The 18,853-nt window shown below is 38.5% G+C and carries 16 protein-coding genes; 9 read left to right on the top strand and 7 right to left on the bottom strand.

Annotated features, from left to right (window positions below; translation table 11 throughout):
• Positions 1–81 precede the first annotated feature (81 nt).
• The 5 genes from KKC46_02720 (at position 82) to gatB (ending at position 6,542) form a co-directional block, all read left to right on the top strand.
• Positions 82–1,263, top strand: a complete 1,182-nt coding sequence (locus KKC46_02720; protein ID MBU1052726.1) for a DNA cytosine methyltransferase — start codon at positions 82–84, stop codon at positions 1,261–1,263.
• Positions 1,264–1,275: 12 nt separating this feature from the next.
• A complete protein-coding gene (locus KKC46_02715) occupies positions 1,276–2,046 on the top strand; it encodes an HNH endonuclease (protein MBU1052725.1) in 771 nt (256 codons plus the stop codon).
• A 41-nt stretch (positions 2,047–2,087) separates the two neighbouring features.
• Positions 2,088–2,843, top strand: a complete 756-nt coding sequence (locus KKC46_02710; GenBank protein ID MBU1052724.1) for a PD-(D/E)XK motif protein — start codon at positions 2,088–2,090, stop codon at positions 2,841–2,843.
• Positions 2,840–4,888, top strand: a complete 2,049-nt coding sequence (locus tag KKC46_02705; protein MBU1052723.1) for an AIPR family protein — start codon at positions 2,840–2,842, stop codon at positions 4,886–4,888. Before KKC46_02710 ends, KKC46_02705 begins: the two co-directional genes overlap by 4 nt.
• 220 nt (positions 4,889–5,108) lie before the next feature.
• Positions 5,109–6,542 carry an Asp-tRNA(Asn)/Glu-tRNA(Gln) amidotransferase subunit GatB gene (gene gatB / locus KKC46_02700; GenBank protein MBU1052722.1) on the top strand — a complete coding sequence of 478 codons (1,434 nt, stop codon included), beginning with the start codon at positions 5,109–5,111 and terminating at the stop codon, positions 6,540–6,542.
• 27 nt (positions 6,543–6,569) lie between these two features.
• Here gatB and KKC46_02695 read toward each other — a convergent pair whose 3' ends face one another.
• The 5 genes from KKC46_02695 to amrB all read right to left on the bottom strand — a co-directional run bounded on the left by KKC46_02695 (position 6,570) and on the right by amrB (position 13,037).
• Positions 6,570–6,779, bottom strand: coding sequence for a hypothetical protein (locus KKC46_02695; protein MBU1052721.1), 210 nt, complete (start codon positions 6,777–6,779; stop codon positions 6,570–6,572).
• A 96-nt stretch (positions 6,780–6,875) separates the two neighbouring features.
• Positions 6,876–8,132, bottom strand: a complete 1,257-nt coding sequence (locus tag KKC46_02690; protein ID MBU1052720.1) for a diguanylate cyclase — start codon at positions 8,130–8,132, stop codon at positions 6,876–6,878.
• 48 nt (positions 8,133–8,180) lie between these two features.
• A complete protein-coding gene (amrS, locus tag KKC46_02685) occupies positions 8,181–9,380 on the bottom strand; it encodes an AmmeMemoRadiSam system radical SAM enzyme (protein ID MBU1052719.1) in 1,200 nt (399 codons plus the stop codon).
• Positions 9,381–9,457: 77 nt separating this feature from the next.
• Positions 9,458–11,581 carry a hypothetical protein gene (locus tag KKC46_02680; protein MBU1052718.1) on the bottom strand — a complete coding sequence of 708 codons (2,124 nt, stop codon included), beginning with the start codon at positions 11,579–11,581 and terminating at the stop codon, positions 9,458–9,460.
• Complete coding sequence (amrB, locus tag KKC46_02675) at positions 11,553–13,037, bottom strand: AmmeMemoRadiSam system protein B (protein ID MBU1052717.1); 1,485 nt, start codon at positions 13,035–13,037, stop codon at positions 11,553–11,555. The genes KKC46_02680 and amrB overlap by 29 nt, the downstream gene beginning before the upstream one ends.
• 238 nt (positions 13,038–13,275) lie before the next feature.
• On the opposite strand from amrB, the gene KKC46_02670 reads away from it, so the two are divergent.
• The gene (locus KKC46_02670; protein MBU1052716.1) at positions 13,276–15,018 is read left to right on the top strand and encodes a putative sulfate exporter family transporter; all 1,743 of its coding nucleotides are present in this window, start codon (positions 13,276–13,278) and stop codon (positions 15,016–15,018) included.
• Positions 15,019–15,138: 120 nt separating this feature from the next.
• Entirely contained in the window at positions 15,139–15,276 is a 138-nt protein-coding gene (locus KKC46_02665) for a hypothetical protein (protein ID MBU1052715.1), read from the top strand.
• A gap of 78 nt (positions 15,277–15,354) precedes the next feature.
• Here the strand turns inward: KKC46_02665 and KKC46_02660 are convergent, their stop codons facing one another.
• Complete coding sequence (locus tag KKC46_02660) at positions 15,355–16,668, bottom strand: ammonium transporter (protein ID MBU1052714.1); 1,314 nt, start codon at positions 16,666–16,668, stop codon at positions 15,355–15,357.
• A gap of 61 nt (positions 16,669–16,729) precedes the next feature.
• Complete coding sequence (locus tag KKC46_02655) at positions 16,730–17,068, bottom strand: P-II family nitrogen regulator (protein MBU1052713.1); 339 nt, start codon at positions 17,066–17,068, stop codon at positions 16,730–16,732.
• 203 nt (positions 17,069–17,271) lie between these two features.
• On the opposite strand from KKC46_02655, the gene KKC46_02650 reads away from it, so the two are divergent.
• Positions 17,272–17,439: a hypothetical protein gene (locus tag KKC46_02650; protein ID MBU1052712.1), complete on the top strand. Its 168-nt coding sequence runs from the start codon at positions 17,272–17,274 to the stop codon at positions 17,437–17,439.
• Positions 17,440–17,571: 132 nt separating this feature from the next.
• A complete protein-coding gene (locus tag KKC46_02645) occupies positions 17,572–18,378 on the top strand; it encodes an NYN domain-containing protein (protein ID MBU1052711.1) in 807 nt (268 codons plus the stop codon).
• The last annotated feature ends 475 nt before the right edge of the window (positions 18,379–18,853 follow it).

Here is an 18,853-nt window from a genome sequence, read left to right as displayed (position 1 = left end):
AGGTATTCATTTGTCCGCAACGTCGTGAGTGTTTGTGGTTATGAATCGTAATGGTTTTAATGATAGGTAAATATAAACCCAATGGCGGGCAATAAGCAAAAAACTATTAGATTTCTGGACCTTTTTGCAGGTGCTGGTGGCTTATCTGAAGGCTTCATTCGAGCTGGATTTGCCCCTGTTGCTCATGTGGAAGCCGATAAAGCTGCCTGTTTTACTCTGAAAACCAGAGCTGCTTATCATTGGCTAAAGAATTCCGGCTTACTTGATCGTTATAATGCTTATCTGAATGGAAGTATTACTCGGGGTGAGTTGTATGAACTTGTTCCAAAAAAACATATTCTATCTGTTATTAATTCGGAAATCAGAGAGGATTCTTTAACAGAAATATTTGGCGAGATTGATATTCTTCTCCAAGGGAAAAAAGTTGATTTAATCATTGGTGGCCCACCTTGCCAGGCATATTCTCTCGCAGGACGTTCCAGAGATAAAAATGGAATGAAGGGTGATAAACGTAATTATCTTTATGTTTATTATGGTGAATTTCTGAGGAGATACAAACCTAAATATTTTTTATTTGAAAACGTCATGGGGTTGTTATCTGCCAAAGATGAAAATTGTGCACTTTACCTTAGTACAATGAAAAAACTTTTTAAAGAACACGGATATGAAACAACAGAAAAAGTTTTTTCAGCAAATAATTATGGTGTTTTGCAAAAGCGAAAACGCGTTATATTATTTGGGAACAGAAAAGGAAAAACTGAATTTTTCCCGATGCCGGAAGAATGGAAGCCAAGTATAAATGTAGAAGAGATATTAAAGGATTTACCATTTCTCAAGGCCGGAGCAGGCTCTGTATCACCACATAAATTAAAGAATTATTCAGGGAAATACCTGTATGATGCAGGAATCAGGAACGGCAATGAATGGGTAACGCTACACATAGCGAGACCACACAATGTCCAGGATCTTGAAATTTATCATATTGCCGTTAAAAAATGGAATGAATACCGTCAACGCCTGTATTATTATGAATTGCCGGATAACCTTAAGACACATAAGAATCAAACATCATTTACAGACAGGTTTAAGGTTGTTGCTGCAGATCTTCCTGTATCTCATACTGTTGTGGCTCATATAGCCAAAGACGGTCATTACTATATTCATCCCGATATTGACCAGAACCGTTCAATAACCCCACGCGAGGCGGCCAGAATGCAAACGTTTCCTGATGACTATTTTAACAAACTTCCATTGGTAGCATGAGGTGCGGTTTCCATGAAAAGCAAAAATTGGACGCGTGAAGAATTGATACTCGCATTCAACTTGTATCTAAAACTTCCGTTCGGCAAAATGCACAAAGGTAATCCTGAAGTCATTAATTTATCAAAATTAATTGACAGAACCCCAAGTGCAGTTGCTATGCGCTTAACAAATTTTGCCAGTATAGACCCGTTCCATCAGGAAAGAGGTGTAGCTGGCTTGACTGGTGGGCGCAAACAGTGTCAGCCTATCTGGGATGAATTCAATGAAAACAGAGAGGAATTGATATATGAAAGCGAGAGAATAATCGCCGAAAAAGAAAGTACAACTATTGAAACGAAATTCGAGAAAATTTTACAGGATATATCAAAATATAAGGGCGAAGAAAAAGTAAGAGAAGTCAAAACACGAGTAAACCAAAGTGTTTTTAGACAAATTATCTTGGGTAGTTATTCTGGCAGATGTGCTATAAGTGGCATAAATATCCCTGAACTATTAAATGCAAGCCATATAATACCGTGGTCAAAAAATGAGCAAGAAAGATTGAACCCTGAAAATGGAATCTGTTTATCTAAACTCTATGACGCTACATTTGATAGCGGTTTAATAGGTATAAAACCTGATTATTCAGTTATCCTTTCGACAAAAATTAAAGAACAAAGTACTGAAGTTTTTTATGACAGATATTTTTCTTTTATTTCAGGCACTCAAATTGTTTTACCAGAACGTTATAAACCTAGAAAAGATTTTTTAGAATTCCATTTGGATACCATATTCAAAGGTTAGATCTGTGCTAAAAGATAACACCAGCTAATGAAAGTATCTATATGAATCGCTTGATATTACTACTGAATGAGCAAAGGAATTGGGAATTACTTTTATCTTTATGTAGCGATTTGGTACAGGCAACGCGGCAGTCAAAAACTTCAGCTTCTGCAGTTCAGACGATACTCAGGCGTCTGACCCGTTGGCATGAATTCCTTAGAAAGAATCGAAGTGAACTGCTGACTGAAGAAAAAATAAAAGGTCTGATTGGCGAACTCTTATTCATCAGAAATTATCTCATTCCCGCATTTGGCGCTGGGCATGCAATTCAATTCTGGCAAGGACCGGAAGGATTACCCCAGGATTTTAATGTAAATAACAGTGCAATCGAAGTTAAATGTCAATCCGGGGCTACATCCCCATATGTAAGAATCTCATCGGCAGAACAGTTATGCCCTCAACTGCCTGAAATGTATCTCTTCGTAATAACTTTAGGGAAATCCACACCTGAAACTGAGGAGGCTATTAATCTGCCCGGTTTGATTTCTCACATCAGAGATATTCTGCAATCAGATGCTTCAAGCCATATTGAGCGCTTTAATGACCTTCTGCATATGATTGGATATATAGACTCAGATAGCTATCTGGATTTCAGTTTTATTCTGGCTGGTGAAAAAATGTTTCAGGTAACAGAGGGCTTCCCCAGAATTTGCAACCACGACATCCATCATGGTATTGTAAAACTTTCTTACGATATCAGTCTTTCAGAATGCGAGCCTTTTAAAAATCGACCAGATTGGATGGTAAAAATTTCATGAGTATCGACGATTTCTATACAGAATTTATGCAGGACATTTATGCACGTTCGGGGGCAGAACAAAATTTCACTGAGGCTGTATTTACCGAGCGCATATGTGACTTTCTCGTTGATCAGGCAACAATCGAAAATTACGTCTATTCCGGTTATAAAAACAGCCCCAGAGGCATTCGCGTAGATGCATGGGGCTATAATGATGACTCTGAGGTTTTGAGCCTGTTTGTCACCGATTTCAGATTCAGCAGTGAACTTGAAACATTACAGAACGCAGAAGTAATACGCAATTTCAGAAGACTGGAAAAATTTTTTAGTGAAAGCCTAAATATTAAATTCCTGATTGCTTTGGAAGAAAGTGCACCGGGATATGAATTAGCCCGGGAAATTTATGACAAGAATAAATCAAATAGTATCTCCAGAGTTCAGTTTTTTCTTTTGACCAATATTCAGCTAAGCAACCGGGTTAGTGCTATAAACAAAAACGATATTGAAGGATATAGCTGTAATTATGATATTTGGGATATCAGCCGTCTGTTCCGCATAGAATCATCCGGTAGGGCCCGTGAAGATGTGATTATTGACTTTCAGAAAATTCTGCCGGAAGGAATACCCTGCTTACCAGCGTTTACCGGCTCTGATAATTTCGCCTCTTATCTTCTGGTAATGCCAGGAGAAATAATTGCTGATCTTTATGATAAATACGGAGAGCGACTTCTGGAACAGAATGTAAGAACCTTTCTTCAATTTCGGGGAAAAGTCAATAAAGGAATCAGAAATACTATTAAGAATGAACCGGAAATGTTTTTTGCTTATAATAATGGATTGACTGCTACAGCAGAGAATGTTCAAACTGATATTTTGCACGGCAGAATACAATCTGTAACCAATTTTCAGATTGTAAATGGTGGACAAACAACCGCCTCAATTTTTACTGCTACTAAAAAGAACAAAGCAGAATTATCAAAAGTCTACATTCAGGTAAAGCTGACAGTCATTTCGCCGGAACAGGCTGAAACAGTTGTCCCCAGAATTTCAGAATATGCTAATACGCAAAATAAAGTGAGCGCAGCGGATTTCTTTTCCAACCATCCATTTCATTTACGTATGGAAGAAATATCGCGTCGCTTATGGGCTCCTTCTCCGCAAGGTGGATTGAGAGAGACCCATTGGTTTTACGAACGCGCCCGAGGGCAATATGCCAATGCTCAGGCCAACTTAACACAGGCACAAACGAAGGAATTTCTCTCTAAAAACCCCAGGTCGCAAATGTTTACAAAGACTGATCTGGCAAAATTTGAATATTCACTGAATATGCAACCACACATCGTAAGCTTAGGTGCTCAAAAAAACTTTGCCAAGTTCGCTAATGAAATCGGGCAGCACTGGGAAAAAAATGAAAATCAGTTCAATGAGCTATACTTTCAAAACATTATAGCAAAGGCCATTTTATTTCACTTTCTTGACAAGAGCATTATGAAACAAAGCTGGTATGGCGGATATAAAGCCAATATCGTTACCTATTCTTTAGCAAAATTGGCCCGTATGGTTTCAGAAACAGGAAAAAATCTGGATTTAGCTCAGATATGGAAATCTCAAAAACTATCCTCAGCGCTTGAAATACAACTTATGGCTATTGCCGAATTGGTTAATGAGCACATACAAAATACCCCGGAGGGTATAACCAACGTAACTGAATGGTGTAAAAAAGAATTATGCTGGAAGAAACTTCAGGAATTACCAATACCGCTAAATCAGGATCTTATGCTTGATTTAGTGGATAGTGATGAAGTTAATTCTCGGAAAAAGAGCGCTGAAAAGATCCAAAAGATTGATGGTGCAATTTTTGCTCAAAAATATGTTATTGAAAAAGGTGCTGAATATTGGAAGCAGGTTGCCCGATATGGTATAGAAGGAGCCTTTCTTAGCCCTAAAGAGATGAGCATTATTGGAATTGCCTGTGAAATCCCCAATAAAATCCCATCTGACAAACAATCGGAAATTGTAGTGAAAATTGAAGAAAAGTTGAAAAATGAGGGGTTTTTTGTCTAATAAAATGGGCACACCTTTTTATTCTTTAAACCACGTTTGCTTAAAATCAAGCCTGAAAAATCGTACATACACTTTAAAATTATTATAAAAAAGGGGAAAAGCCCCACAACTTATAGCCTTATAGCTTGACACTATCATACCTCATCTTTATATTCACAAAATAATATTTACATTTCATGCAACTGCCACCCGCAGATAATGAAACAAGGAACTTAATAATATGGAGTTTGAACCGGTAATCGGGCTTGAAGTTCATGCCCAGTTGAAAACCAATACAAAAATATTCTGCTCTTGCCCTACTTCTTTCGGAGCACCACCCAATACCCATACTTGTCCGGTATGCCTTGGCATGCCGGGTGTTCTTCCGGTACTGAATAAAAAAGTCGTTGAATATGCTATGCTCATGGGAATAGCTACAAACTGTAAAATTTCAAAAACCAACGGGTTTGCGCGCAAGAATTATTTTTATCCTGATCTTCCCAAAGGTTACCAGATTTCTCAGTATGAGCTTCCCATTTGTGAACATGGTTATATAGATATTGATGTAAGTGGCTCAAAAAAAAGAATCGGTATTACAAGAATTCATATGGAAGAAGACGCCGGCAAACTTATACATGATCCTGACCGCCCTTATTCTATGGTAGATTTCAACAGAACGGGTGTTCCCCTTATTGAAATAGTGAGTGAGCCGGACATACGCTCATCCGAAGAAGCTGGTGCTTACTTAAGAAAGATAAGATCAATATTAAGATATCTTGATATCTGTGATGGAAACATGGAAGAGGGTAGCTTCAGATGCGATGCGAACATTTCCATACGTCCTCTTGGCAGCCAGCCTTTTGGGACAAGAGCAGAGCTTAAAAATTTAAACTCATTTAAAAATGTTGAAAAAGCAATTTTATATGAAATTGAAAGACAAAAAGATGTTTTGTTTGACGGTGAAGAGGTTGTTCAGGAGACAAGGCTTTGGGATCCTGAAAAAAACAATACCATATCCATGAGAGGCAAGGAAGATGCGCATGATTACAGATATTTTCCCGATCCCGATCTTCTTCCTATTTCAATAGATGACGCCTGGGTTGAGGAGTTGAAGAAAAAGCTTCCTGAACTTCCTGATGAAAAAAAAGAACGCTTCATTGCTCAATACGGACTTCCTGAATACGATGCTGATGTTTTAACCGGTGCTATTGAACTCGCCGGGTATTTCGAAGCCTGCACAAATGAATTTAATAATCCGAAACAGGTAAGCAACTGGATAATGGGTTCTCTTTTAGGGCTTCTTAATGCCGAAGGCAAAACCATTGAAGAATCTCCCGTATCACCTTCAAACCTTGCACAAATGTTAAAGCTTATAGACCAAAAAATAATAAGCGGCAAGATAGCAAAAACCGTTTTTGATGAAATGGCAAAAACCGGAAAAACACCGGAAGAAATAATAAAAGAAAAAGACCTAGTCCAGGTTACGGATGAAACTTTGCTTGAAGAAATTGCGGTAAAATTAATAGCATCAAGTCCTAAAGAGGTTGCGGAATACAAAGGTGGCAAAACAAAAGTACTTGGATTTTTTGTGGGAAAAATTATGAGGGAAACAAAAGGAAAAGCAAATCCTGAAATAGTAAACAGGATACTGAAAGAAAAGCTTTCGGCCTCTTAGAAACTTAAAGAAAGGCGCGTACCTAATTCAATTTGCATACCACAGGTCACCGGTGATACTAAGCTTATCGGTCGGGTTGTGGGTTGCGCCGAGATTCATGGCTATAATGTTTGTAGGAGAATACCCGGGGGAACCGGTTGGCTGACTGTTTAAACCATTGGCACCGGCTGAACCATCAAACATTCCACGGCCAAGTATTTCCGCCCAGAAGGACTGGCCATGAATATCCGCCAGCACAAGACCGAAAAGTCAAGAAACCCCGTTTTACGACACAGGGTAACCTCATTTGGATTTTACTTATGATTTGCTTAGATTAAGTTATGATCAGCGGATTTATGCCGGATGTGTTTTCTTTTGTTTTTTATGCTCATACATTAATTTATCAGCCTGAGATATGAGCTCATCTATGGAAAATGGTTTTTCCTGATTTTGAAAAGAGCCGCCTATGCTGATTGACAGCATGTAAGTCCGGTTTTCCTGTTTGTTTTGTGTGTCTATCAAATACTGAAGGCGGGAAGTAAAGATTTCGGGATTTTCATCTTGTATATCTATTGCAAGTGCAGCAAATTCATCCCCTCCCAGACGAGCGATTATGTCGGTTGTTCTGAAAGTCTCTTTAAATACCGATGCTGCTTCAATAAGAGCTTTATCTCCTTCCTTATGCCCGAACCTGTCATTAATGTCCTTCAAACCATCCAGATCCGCAAAAAAGAGCATCATTTTACTCTTACTTCTGTCTGCTAATTTGAGCTGCTGCTCGGCAAGAGATAAAAAACCTCTTCTATTGTAAAGACCGGTAAGCTGGTCAGTCATTGACAGGGTTAGAATTTCATCCTCTATTATTTCACGATAAAGCATCTGGTTCCATAAACGCCGTGTGCTGACAGCAATTCCACCTATGCCTATAAACCATAAAAAAACGTAGGCGAAAAGCACTTTGCTTACCTGTGACTGTTCAATAGACTTTAATGGCTCCATAGGTATTGAGATGCTCACTCCTCCGCGAATATCACCCACCTTGTATCCCTGTGAGGCATGACATTTCAGGCAACTCTCTTCTGTAGTAAAGGGACGCATATAACGAAAGTACTCTTTGCCTGATTTTATCTCAAAAGAAATCGCTTCTTTTGTGCCGTGTTCAAATGATTTGAGAGCTTCTATCTCCCATGGATCAGGATGATTTTCAGGGCGAATGCAATTAAGGCTGGTGATGTGACTTTGAAATCCCAACGTATCTTCAATCAATTCACTAACCTGGCGTGTCATATAAGCAGGATTTATCAAAGTGAATTTCTTTCCGTCTGAGGAGGTAATATCCCTGCGAGGAACTTTAAGATAAGGGTTAGGGGGGGTTGCATCAGAGACCGGCACATAAACTCCTCCATGTTTTGCAACCCAATGTCGATAGAGAATATCCTTATTATAAGATATCTCCGCACTTCTTCTGGCAACCAGAAAGTTTGACTTTTTTATCTGATAGATATTCCACCCCAGAGCTGCAAGGACTCCCAATGTCCAGATCACAATAAGAAATATAAAATAAATTGTAATACTTTTTGTGCCTGGTTTTTTCTTATCCATAAAATCCATTGCAAGAATCTCCGGGATACAATTTATTAGAAAAACCTTAAGGATTGATTAAATCATCTTTTTATTCTTTTCCCAAACGCCGGGTATAATAGTATTACACAATTTACATCTGTTTTCGGAAATATTATACTCTGGAATAAAATAGCCCTTTCGTTTTATAAGCAGTTTTTTACAATTGTGACAGTATGTGTTCATACCTTCATGATTCGGAACATTGCCGACGTATGCATAATGAATTCCTTCATTGATTGCTATGTCCCGGAAATTTTCGAGTGTCGATATAGGTGTAGGCGCAAGTCTGTCAAGTTTATATTGTGGAAAGAAGCGCAGGAAATGAAGAGGGTGATCGGGCCCAAGGTTTGATAAAATCCATCCGCACATGCGTTTAACCATTTCAGCGTCATCCGTATAACCGGGCACAACAAGATTGGTCATTTCAAAGTGAATACCGTTTTCATTCATGGTTTTAAAAGTATTTAAAACCGGTTCAAGCCTGCCACCGTTTAATTTTCTGTATATTTCATCACTAAAAGATTTGATATTAACATTTGCGCCGTCAATATATTTACATAATTTACGCAGCGGCTTATTGTTTATATATCCGTTTGATATCCAGAGATTGGAAAGACCTTTTTCTTTTGCTATTCTTGCGATATCCAACATATATTCAATGTAAGAAATCGGCTCGGAATATGTGCATGCGATTGATTCGGAGCCTGTTTTCAATGCCGCCTTAACAACATCTTCGGGGAAAAGTTCGGTGTGGCGTATTTCACCTGGTTTGGCCTGTGAAATTTCCCAGTTCTGACAATTCAGGCAACGGAAATTACATCCGGCTGCTGCAACTGAAAAAGCTTTTGTTTGAGGTTTGAAATGAAAAAGAGGTTTTTTTTCGATAGGATCAACATTAACTGTGCAGGGGTTTCCGTACGAAAGGCTATATAATACTCCATCTATGTTTGCTTTTGCACGGCATACACTTCTGTCTCCCGGCGACAGCAAACATCTGTGAGGACATATTCCGCATGCCACTTTTTTATTATCAAGCTTTTTATATAATAATGCTTCGTGCGACCATTTCCCAGGCTTATCAGGAGCATCTCCTTTAAAAATACTGCCCCGGATGTTATCCGAACCTGCTGCTTCACTTTTCTTCGCACTAAAAGGCCAAAGGGCATAAGATGAAACAGGAGCCGAAAGAAGTAATGCTGCATTGTATAAAAATTTTCTTCTGTTTATTTTATTCATAATTTATAACATATAGTCTTAAGTATATGTGCGAAAGTATCGATGAAAATAATTACGCAAAATCAAGCAAAAATAATTTATGTTTTTTTAATCTGAATTAAAATCAGACTTATTAATTTTAATCCGATCAGCGCAATTGCCGCCCAGATGATTCCGAAATAGGGTATAACAGCAACACTTATCAGAAGCGTACCTGCGGCTGCCCCGATAAGATCGGCTGAAAACAGCCTTGTCACAGATGGATTATTGTCTCCCATCAGCTTAAGAGCAGTGGGAAACTGAAATCCGCATGTCATTGATACGATAAAACCATATGCCAGAAAAACAAATAAAGGAATCTTATCCCCGCCCTTTAAAAACGCCAGAATCAGAAGTCCTGTAAGAAATATAAGAATCCCATCAGTTATTGCAAGAAATGACCTGTTAAAATGATCGTATTGGTTTGCCATTTTGTTTCCGGCCCAGGCTCCCGGCAAAAGCCCTGCAAGAAAAACAGTTATTATCAGACCGATTTTAATATAAATATATCCGAAAAAAATCTGAAACGCAAATATAACAAGAAGCTCTGTTCCCATTTCCATACATCCTGTTGAAAAAAGCACGAATTCTTCTTTTGTTATTCGTATCAGATAAATGGCGCATACAACAGACAAAACAAGAATAAAGGCAACAGGAGATGTTGAAAATTTTGCAAACCATTGCAAAAACATAATCCGCATAAGTTGTGGATAATTATCTGTATTAATCGGAGCGGATAAGTCAATAAGTTCTTTTAAATTACTGATTCTGTCTTCTGTAAGATTACCGTAAAAAAAACTGCTGATGTAATCGGTTTTTATACCTTTTTTATCAAGCAAATCAGGGATATCAGCATTAACAGGAAGTTTTGAAGCTAAAAAATAAATTTTGGACCCTGGCAGTAAAAGGATTTTGCTGAAATGTTTTGATAACGTATTATAAACAGATGATATTTTTTGACGTTGAGGTTCTGCCAGATAGTTATCGTATCCTTCCATAGAAAAACTTAAAATTCCTTGAGGCGATAAACGCTTTTTTGCTGTATCAAAAAAAGCATCTGTATAAAATCTGTTAATCTGGTAAGTTTCCGGCTCAGGCATGTTGATAATTATTGCATCATATTTTTTATCCGAATGTAAAAGATAAGAGCGCCCGTCCTGATTGATCACATTTAGCCCCGGAATTTTTTTCAGCAGACCAAAACGGAATAATACACCGGATACTTCCGGGTCAAGTTCGATGTAGTCTATGCTTTCCGGGTGATATTTCTCAAGCTCTTCCATTATCCCGCCTTCGGCGGATATTATAAGAATATGCTTTGGATTCGAAACCTGTGAAAGAGGGTAATGAATAGTTTCTTCGGCATTTGATGTATTCTGATTTGAAAATAACGGAACTCCGTCACCTACTAAAGTAAACTGTTCATTATCCTTATGCACTTCAATACGTCCGTATTTTGATTCCTTATAATAGACAAGATTTCCTTCATGTGTCAGCAGAGAGCTTTTCTCAAGGAAAATGCCTGAAACAAGAATTGCAAGGGTAATGCATACGCCTATGATAGCCTTAATATTAAGGGTTCCGGAGTTTATGAAAAGTAGAAATGTTGCGCCAAGAACAAAAAGGTTTGATATAAAAATCGATTGAAACGGTGAAAAAAAATAAACAAGAAAAAAAGAAAAAAAAGCGCCCCCGGCTATATCACCCATATTGTCGACTATATATATCTTTGTTCCGGAGTAGTCCGGCTGAAAAGATCTTAACACGAAAAGACTGTACGGAAGCACAAAACCTATAAGAACAGCATAAGGTAATATTGTTAAAAAAATAAATCCGAATGTGGGATAAAACGCGACTGAACTCCCGTGTATAAACAGAGCATCACGAAGATTTCTTATCAAAAGAATCTGTATAGCGGGAAGTACTGCAACCAATAGGGAAAGAAAACCAAGAAATTTAGCCGAAGGAAGTCTTTTCTTAATGTACAATTGTGAAAGCAAAGTCCCAATACCGCCTAGAACAAGCCATGAAAACAATATAAGGGCAACAACAAATTCATTGCCCTGGAACTGAGCTAAGAATTCGCGAATTGTTAATAACTGGGTTACAACAGAAGAAATCCCCGTTGCAATTACTACCAGTAATACAGGGCTTTCATTTTTCCTCTTCAAAATATTGAACATTATATGTCAGGACTTCCAGTTTTGAGCTTTTCCATTCATCGGAAGAAAGGCCGGCTTTTATGCAAAGATGTGTGAGAAAATCTTCGGTACGCGACAACTGTTCCCAAACCTGAGGCAAAAAAGTCGCACTTGCAAAACCTTTACGGATAATTACACCATCAACATTCGGCCGGAGTTTTTTGACAAGATCTTTGCCATCTTTGTATTCAAGTGGTTTGGGTTCGGAAAGAATGCTGATCTCAATTTCAACATCTTCAAATTCCTGTTTAATAAGAGGAGAAAAACGATGATCATTAAATGCCGCATTTATGGCATTACGTTTAACTCCCTCTATAATTGTTTCTGAGTCGCCAAGATTCCCTATGCAACCGCGAAGCTGGTCATGGATTTTAAGTGTGACGAATGTGCCGCTTTTTCTTTTAAGACTTATATCTTCACTGATAGAGGTTAGAATCTGCCCCAGGTTGGTTTTTATGCCGAGTTTGTCTGCAATAGTTTGTCTTGCAAGTTTTACCAGTATTTGACCTTGTTTTTCATTTAATCCGCTTGAAACATTATTATTTTCTTTCATATATGGTTCTCCATAAAAAGCAATTGCTGCATATCCGACAACCCGTGAGCGTTCCCCGGCTGTGTCGCCACTGTTTGAATAATGAATAAGAAACGGCTTCCATCCGAATTGCCCGGCAAAATCCATGATTGTTAAGACAGGGATTTTGCCACAGGCACTGTTATCATGCTTTACAAGTTTGTCTTTTTCAAGGTTTAATACCATGCTTATCGTTTCATTATCTTTTTTTACAGCATCCTGGTATTTCAGATAATGCGAAAGATCGGAGCTTGCAACAATCAGTGTGTTGTCATCAAGCAATGGATTTATTGCTTCTGATAGGGCATGATAATCAACTGAACCGACAACAACAGGAATAATTTCAAATTTGTTAAGATAAGTTTGCAGGAAAGGAAGAACAACTTCAATTGAATGCTCGTATTTATCCGAAACAGGGATAGATTTAAATAATTTCTTATTATTGCGTAATTTTGCTGCATCTTTGTGGATTCTCACAAATCCAAGCGGAGTTTCATATGCTTTCGTATCGGTAAGAGCGCAATTGCTAAAACCTACCCTGTGATCAGGACCCATTAATATTACTTTTGAAAATTGATTTTCTGAAAGAACCAAAGATGCATAAGAAGCAGTAGGCCCGGAATAGATATAACCGGCATGAGGCAGAATAAGAGCTTTTAGTGTTTTGCCGGAAGGAACAGTAAATGATGTATTCTTTGTTTTTTGAGTCAGGCTGCTTATGGTCTGTTCAAGTTTCTGCTTGTCTGATGGATAAAAAGAGCCGGCATATGCTGGTGTTCGCACATTTTCTGCTCCAAAAACTGCCAGCGGCAAAAAAAAGGTTACCAGGCATGCTGTATAAAATAAGATGAATATTTTTGTTCTCATTTGCACCCCGTATTCTGACACAGCAAATGTGAGTTATTCAAAGTGCTCAGAATATCAAACTTATTTTTATTAAAATACAACGTGGTATGAATACTGTCAAATATATTTGATTTTTACAAATCAATCAAGTATATTACACATGCTAAAATATTCCTGGATCTAATGTGTGATAGTAGTAATATAGAGTTAATATTTTAATATCTTTATTATAAATTCATATCAAGAAAGGAGTTGGCTTATGGCGACAAATCAATCATCCGATATTGTCCTTGACCAGGCAAAAGGCAGTCTTTCTGATTTATGGAATAAGGAGGATTACTGGTCTATCTGGCTTGGTTTTATATTGCTGATTATCGGGATTATTATTTATTTTCCGCTTGGGCCGGAAAATATGCACGAAAAAATCAAAGAAGCAAATGCAACTCTTGCTAAAGAAGCAAAAAGCACCCCTTTTAAATCTATTGCATGGTATGAAGCAACCGATTCCAAAAAGAAACTCAAAGCTACAAACTCAGACATAGGAAATACAATAAAAAACTTTACAAACAAACCTCATAAATGGAGCAATAATCCGGTTGAAGCTTTTTTTATGAGTAGCAAAGCAGCAGAAGCAAAAAAAGTACAAGCTGAAAAAAAATATCAGGAAGCACTGATAAAAGAAAAAGAAGCGCTTGAAGTTGCCACGACTGCTGAAAATATCGCAAAATTATCCAGGTTCAATGATTCTTCTCTTAATGCAGCTGCTGTTGAGACCATTGACAAATGGCAAAAAGCTCATCTCGCCGCATCAAAAGCTAAGTCCAAAGCCAAGGTAAAAGCATATAACCAGATCCCATATCTTTTTGGCCTTATGATTATAATTGCACTTTTTTTCGGTATCGGAAGACAGGTTATGAATAAAGATATGAGAAAATTCTTATTAGGATTTGTTTTTGTGTTTATAATAGCTGTTCTTGCATATACTGCCGCATCAAATTCTACAATGAAACATTATGGCATAGGATACGCCGCATGGGCAATTCTCTTCGGACTGATAATCAGCAATACTGTTGGAACTCCCAAATGGGTTATGCCTGCTGTACAGGTTGAATATTATATCAAGACCGGTCTGGTATTGCTGGGAGCGGAAATACTGTTTGGCAAAATACTTTCGATAGGAATTCCCGGTATTTTCGTTGCCTGGGTTGTAACACCTATTGTACTTGTTACCACATATATTTTCGGACAAAAAGTAATTAAAATGCCTTCCAAAACACTTAACATTACAATATCGGCAGATATGTCCGTTTGCGGAGTTTCTGCTGCTATTGCTACTGCCGCAGCATGCAGGGCAAAGAAGGAAGAACTGACTTTAGCTGTTGGTCTCTCACTTGTTTTTACTTCTATTATGATGATTATAATGCCGGCACTTATTAAGGCTGTCGGAATGCCTCATGTTCTCGGAGGCGCCTGGATGGGTGGAACAATAGACGCTACAGGAGCAGTTGCCGCAGCGGGTGCTTTTCTTAGCGACAAGGCTCTTTATGTCGCAGCTACGGTAAAAATGATACAAAATGTTATGATCGGTGTAATTGCATTTGGCGTTGCCGTATACTGGTGTGCAAAAGTTGACTGCATTCCAGGACAGAAGGTAAGCGCTATGGAAATCTGGTACCGTTTCCCCAAGTTTGTTATTGGTTTCATCGCTGCTTCTATAGTTTTTTCTCTTATATATGGTTATATGGGAAAAGATGTCAGTTATGCCATCATAGATCATGGAGTTATAGGTGGCCTATCTAAAATCGGAAGAGGCTGGTTTTTTTGCCTGGCGTTTACCAGTATTGGATTGGCAACAAATTTCAGGGAACTCTCACATCACTTTAAAGGAGGAAAACCACTCATACTATATTTATTTGGTCAAACTCTTAATCTGATTCTAACTCTTGTTATGGCATATGTTATGTTTTACCTGGTATTTCCTGAAATTACAGCAGCAATTTAGATAAAATATAGGTTTTTGCATCTGATGTTACTTCTCAAAAAGTGGGTGTATCTTTTTTCGTGCTTTTTTCTTATATGGGTTTTTATTTTTATTATTGCCCCATATATGGAAATGTTGCCTATGGTAAAACCTATTGCAGAGTTTATAGAAAATAGCGGCATTGATGCTGGGGCTCTGTATTATACGGAAGTAGAAGAAGCAAGCGTGGCAGAACTTAATATGTATAATACTGTTAATTATACTCCGCAGAAACGCTGATAAAATTAAAGAGCCCGGCTCTTTAACAAACCGGGCTCTTTTTTTCCTGTAGAGGGGGAGTCAGGAAAGTATGATGTGTTACTGCTGTACGAAATCAGGATAGGCCATACCGCCATGTTCAGCGTGATCTAATCCTTCCAGTTCTTCTTCAGGTGAAACTCTTAAACCAATAGTTTTAGAGATAAGTTTGAACAGTAAAAATGTAGTTGGAAATGTCCAGAGAAAACAGGATACAATACCTAAAGCCTGTACCCCAACTATAGCAAGCGTTGCTCCTTCCATATTAAATATTCCGGCAGCAAGAGTTCCCCATGCACCGCATACGCCGTGAACTGAAATGGCTCCTACCGGGTCATCTATCTTTATCTTATCGAAAAACAGAACAGAAAATACAACCAATACCCCTGCTATAGCACCGATAATAATTGAACTGCTGGGAGTTACATTTGCACAACCTGCAGTTATTGCAACAAGCCCTGCTAAAGCACCGTTTAAACTCATGCCGACTTCCGGTTTTCCGAATTTGATCCAGGAAACGAACATGGCAATAGTGCATCCGGCAGCCGCCGCAAGGTTTGTATTAACAAAAATCATTGCTATGCTTTTATCTGCTGTAGTAGTTGAACCAGGGTTAAAACCAAACCATCCCAGCCAGAGAATAAAGACTCCAAGAGCAGCAAGTGTAATATTATGTCCCAGAATTGGTTTGATTTTTCCGTCTTTCCCGTATTTTCCTATGCGTGGCCCCAATACTATGGCACCGGCAAGAGCTGACCATCCACCTACTGAGTGCACTACAGTTGAACCTGCAAAATCTATAAAGCCTAAACCCTCCAGCCAGCCTTTGCCATTAAAAAGACTTCCCCAAGCCCAGCTGCCGAATATCGGATATACAAGAGCACTAATAATAACGCTGTATATAAGATACCCCGAAAATTTGGTACGCTCGGCCATAGCGCCTGACACAATAGTTGCTGCTGTTGCTGCAAACACAACCTGGAACATCCAGAAGGCCAGAACCCATGGATCTCCGCCCGGCGTGAAATCGCTTAAGAAAAACCCGGAGGTTCCAAACCAGCCGGTTGTAGTTACTCCAAACATGAGCCCAAAGCCAACAGCCCAATATGCTAAAGAACCTAAAGAAAAATCCATAAGATTTTTCATCATTATATTAATTGCATTTTTTGCACGGGTAAATCCGGCCTCAACCATTGCAAATCCAGCCTGCATAAAAAAAACAAGCGCAGCCGCAACAAGTGTCCATAAATAATTAGCATGTGTCTGCACCAGTTCAATTGCTTCTTTATTGCTAACAGCCGTAGGTTCAGGATCGGCTGCAAAAGCTGTTGAAATGCACGCCATAAAAATTAGTATTAATAACATCTTTTTCATTTTCATTGTCTCCCCAGGTTTAAAATACTTTTGTTAATATTTATGCTTATATCTAAATAAATTATAATGCATCCTTGTCTTTTTCCCCGGTTCTGATTCGTGTAGCCGATTCAACCGTAAGAACGAATATCTTTCCGTCTCCTACAGTTCCGGTAAATGCACTTTTCTTTATTGCTTCTATCACAGCTTCAACCATTGAAGCATCCACAACAGTTTCAATTTTAATCTTGGGAATAAAATTAGTTTCGTATTCCACCCCCCGATATATTTCTTTGTGGCCCCGCTGACGACCGTAGCCTTTTACCTCGGTAACGGTCATCCCTTTAACTCCCAATTCATTAATAGCATCTTTCACATCATCAATTTTGAAAGGTTTAATTATAGCTTCAATCTTCTTCATTTAAATATCCCTCCCGTTATTTATTGCGAACTTGGCAATAGCACCAATTGCCTTAATACTTGAGCAATCACTGTGCCATACTCAAATTAATATTTATAAACTTTTGATATAACAAATTAATAAATTAAGTAACCGTATATAAATCTGCTTTATCTTATAAACAAATATGTAATATAAGCCATAAATAATTACATTTATGTTATTTGATATTAAATCCTCAAACACCCGGAAGAAACTACAGGTCATCATTCAAAAAATGCTATACATATGGAAAAGGCAGTGAAGGAGTAAAAGTACTTTTTTACAGAATAGAAGAAGGCGGCCATGCATGGCCCGGAAGGCTTAATCCTTATCTTGCTAAAACCAATTAACCGAACATTATCATAATACTTATAGATTTCTAACTGAAAACATGATAAAGAAACCCGAAGCTAATTTTAAAAAAGAAACCACCGTTATTGAGAGGAAACTGTTCAATATATTGTTATAAAACAGGAGTCATCATGACATCCCCACGATTAGTAGCAAAAATTGAATCCGAAGAGCCAACCCTTCAACTGGCAGTTTTAATTGACGCTGATAATGCTCAAGCTGCTGTCATCGAGAGTCTTCTCGCAGAAATTGCAAGATTTGGGGAAGCAACTGTAAAGCGTATTTATGGGGATTTTACTGCTCCAACAAGTGCTTCCTGGAAAAAGGTGTTGCAGAGATACGCCATAAAGCCGGTTCAGCAATTTGCCTACACAACCGGAAAAAATGCCACAGACAGCACTCTGATCATCGATGCAATGGATTTGCTATATACTCGAAGATTCGATGGTTTCTGCCTAATCACCAGCGACAGTGATTTTACAGGTCTTGCCATGCGTTTGCGAGAAGAGGGCCTTACAGTTCTTGGATTTGGTGAAAAGAAAACGCCGGAGGCGTTCAGAAATGCCTGCCACAAGTTTGTGTTTACTGAAGTCCTTCGTCCACGCATTAAAAACGATCCAGTTAGCCTGTCAGGAAAGGATGAAAATGAGAATAAACCTATGATAACTCACACCCTTCCCGAAACGACTGAGCCAGCCCAAAAATTTCCCAAAAAATTCGTTCTCACAGCATTAGAGCAATCAACTGACGACGCAGGATGGGCACAGCTTGGCACTTTTGGGAGCTACCTTACCAAATTGCAACCTGACTTTGACTCCAGGTTATACGGGTACAAGAAGCTCTCTGATCTTGTCAGAGCAAAAAAAGATCTCTTTATGACAGAAGAACGGCAATCACCAGGATCAAATCAGAAAGATCTGTATCTTCGTGCAAAATAATATACTAACGAGCTACTTTCAAAACGTTTCAGTTTGGTCAAGGTCAAGGCGGGTGAAAATTTTAACCGCAGGAATACATGGAGTATTTCGAGGATTAAATTTTTCACCCAACACAGAGATCGGCCAAAATGGGACGTTTCGAAACTGGCTCTAGCCACAAGCCTTTCACCTAATCGAGATTCCGCTAACGCGCCGTTCCGGTATATGAAGGCCACAGTTACTCTCTTTCCTTCTGCAATATACAAGTTCCAAAGAATCCGACAGTGAAATGACGTCTCGTGCGGAGGCTGAGTTCTTTATTCGGAACTGTTTTATACAAAAATGGATGGCGATAACGGTGGTATCCCTTGTGAAAATGATTCTCGATTTTAAAGGCTGACACCCAGGGTAACTGCATTTAGAAATAATGGTTATGCACAAACAATCAAAACCGTCATGCCGGACTTGATCCGGTATCCAGAACCAATTGGAATTA

The sequence above is a fragment of the Pseudomonadota bacterium genome (assembly GCA_018817425.1).
Taxonomy (GTDB): domain Bacteria; phylum Desulfobacterota; class Desulfobacteria; order Desulfobacterales; family RPRI01; genus RPRI01.
This window is presented reverse-complemented; position numbering and strand designations above follow the sequence as displayed.

What these genes read in the sequence shown, in the direction of transcription:
- KKC46_02720 (MBU1052726.1), top strand. Translation starts at nt 82, where the DNA reads ATGGCGGGCAATAAGCAAAAAACTATTAGATTTCTGGACCTTTTTGCA.
- KKC46_02715 (MBU1052725.1), top strand. Translation starts at nt 1,276, where the DNA reads ATGAAAAGCAAAAATTGGACGCGTGAAGAATTGATACTCGCATTCAAC.
- KKC46_02710 (MBU1052724.1), top strand. Translation starts at nt 2,088, where the DNA reads ATGAATCGCTTGATATTACTACTGAATGAGCAAAGGAATTGGGAATTA.
- KKC46_02705 (MBU1052723.1), top strand. Translation starts at nt 2,840, where the DNA reads ATGAGTATCGACGATTTCTATACAGAATTTATGCAGGACATTTATGCA.
- gatB (MBU1052722.1), top strand. Translation starts at nt 5,109, where the DNA reads ATGGAGTTTGAACCGGTAATCGGGCTTGAAGTTCATGCCCAGTTGAAA.
- KKC46_02690 (MBU1052720.1), bottom strand. Translation starts at nt 8,132, where the DNA reads ATGGATTTTATGGATAAGAAAAAACCAGGCACAAAAAGTATTACAATT.
- amrS (MBU1052719.1), bottom strand. Translation starts at nt 9,380, where the DNA reads ATGAATAAAATAAACAGAAGAAAATTTTTATACAATGCAGCATTACTT.
- KKC46_02680 (MBU1052718.1), bottom strand. Translation starts at nt 11,581, where the DNA reads ATGTTCAATATTTTGAAGAGGAAAAATGAAAGCCCTGTATTACTGGTA.
- amrB (MBU1052717.1), bottom strand. Translation starts at nt 13,037, where the DNA reads ATGAGAACAAAAATATTCATCTTATTTTATACAGCATGCCTGGTAACC.
- KKC46_02670 (MBU1052716.1), top strand. Translation starts at nt 13,276, where the DNA reads ATGGCGACAAATCAATCATCCGATATTGTCCTTGACCAGGCAAAAGGC.
- KKC46_02665 (MBU1052715.1), top strand. Translation starts at nt 15,139, where the DNA reads ATGGTAAAACCTATTGCAGAGTTTATAGAAAATAGCGGCATTGATGCT.
- KKC46_02660 (MBU1052714.1), bottom strand. Translation starts at nt 16,668, where the DNA reads ATGAAAAAGATGTTATTAATACTAATTTTTATGGCGTGCATTTCAACA.
- KKC46_02655 (MBU1052713.1), bottom strand. Translation starts at nt 17,068, where the DNA reads ATGAAGAAGATTGAAGCTATAATTAAACCTTTCAAAATTGATGATGTG.
- KKC46_02645 (MBU1052711.1), top strand. Translation starts at nt 17,572, where the DNA reads ATGACATCCCCACGATTAGTAGCAAAAATTGAATCCGAAGAGCCAACC.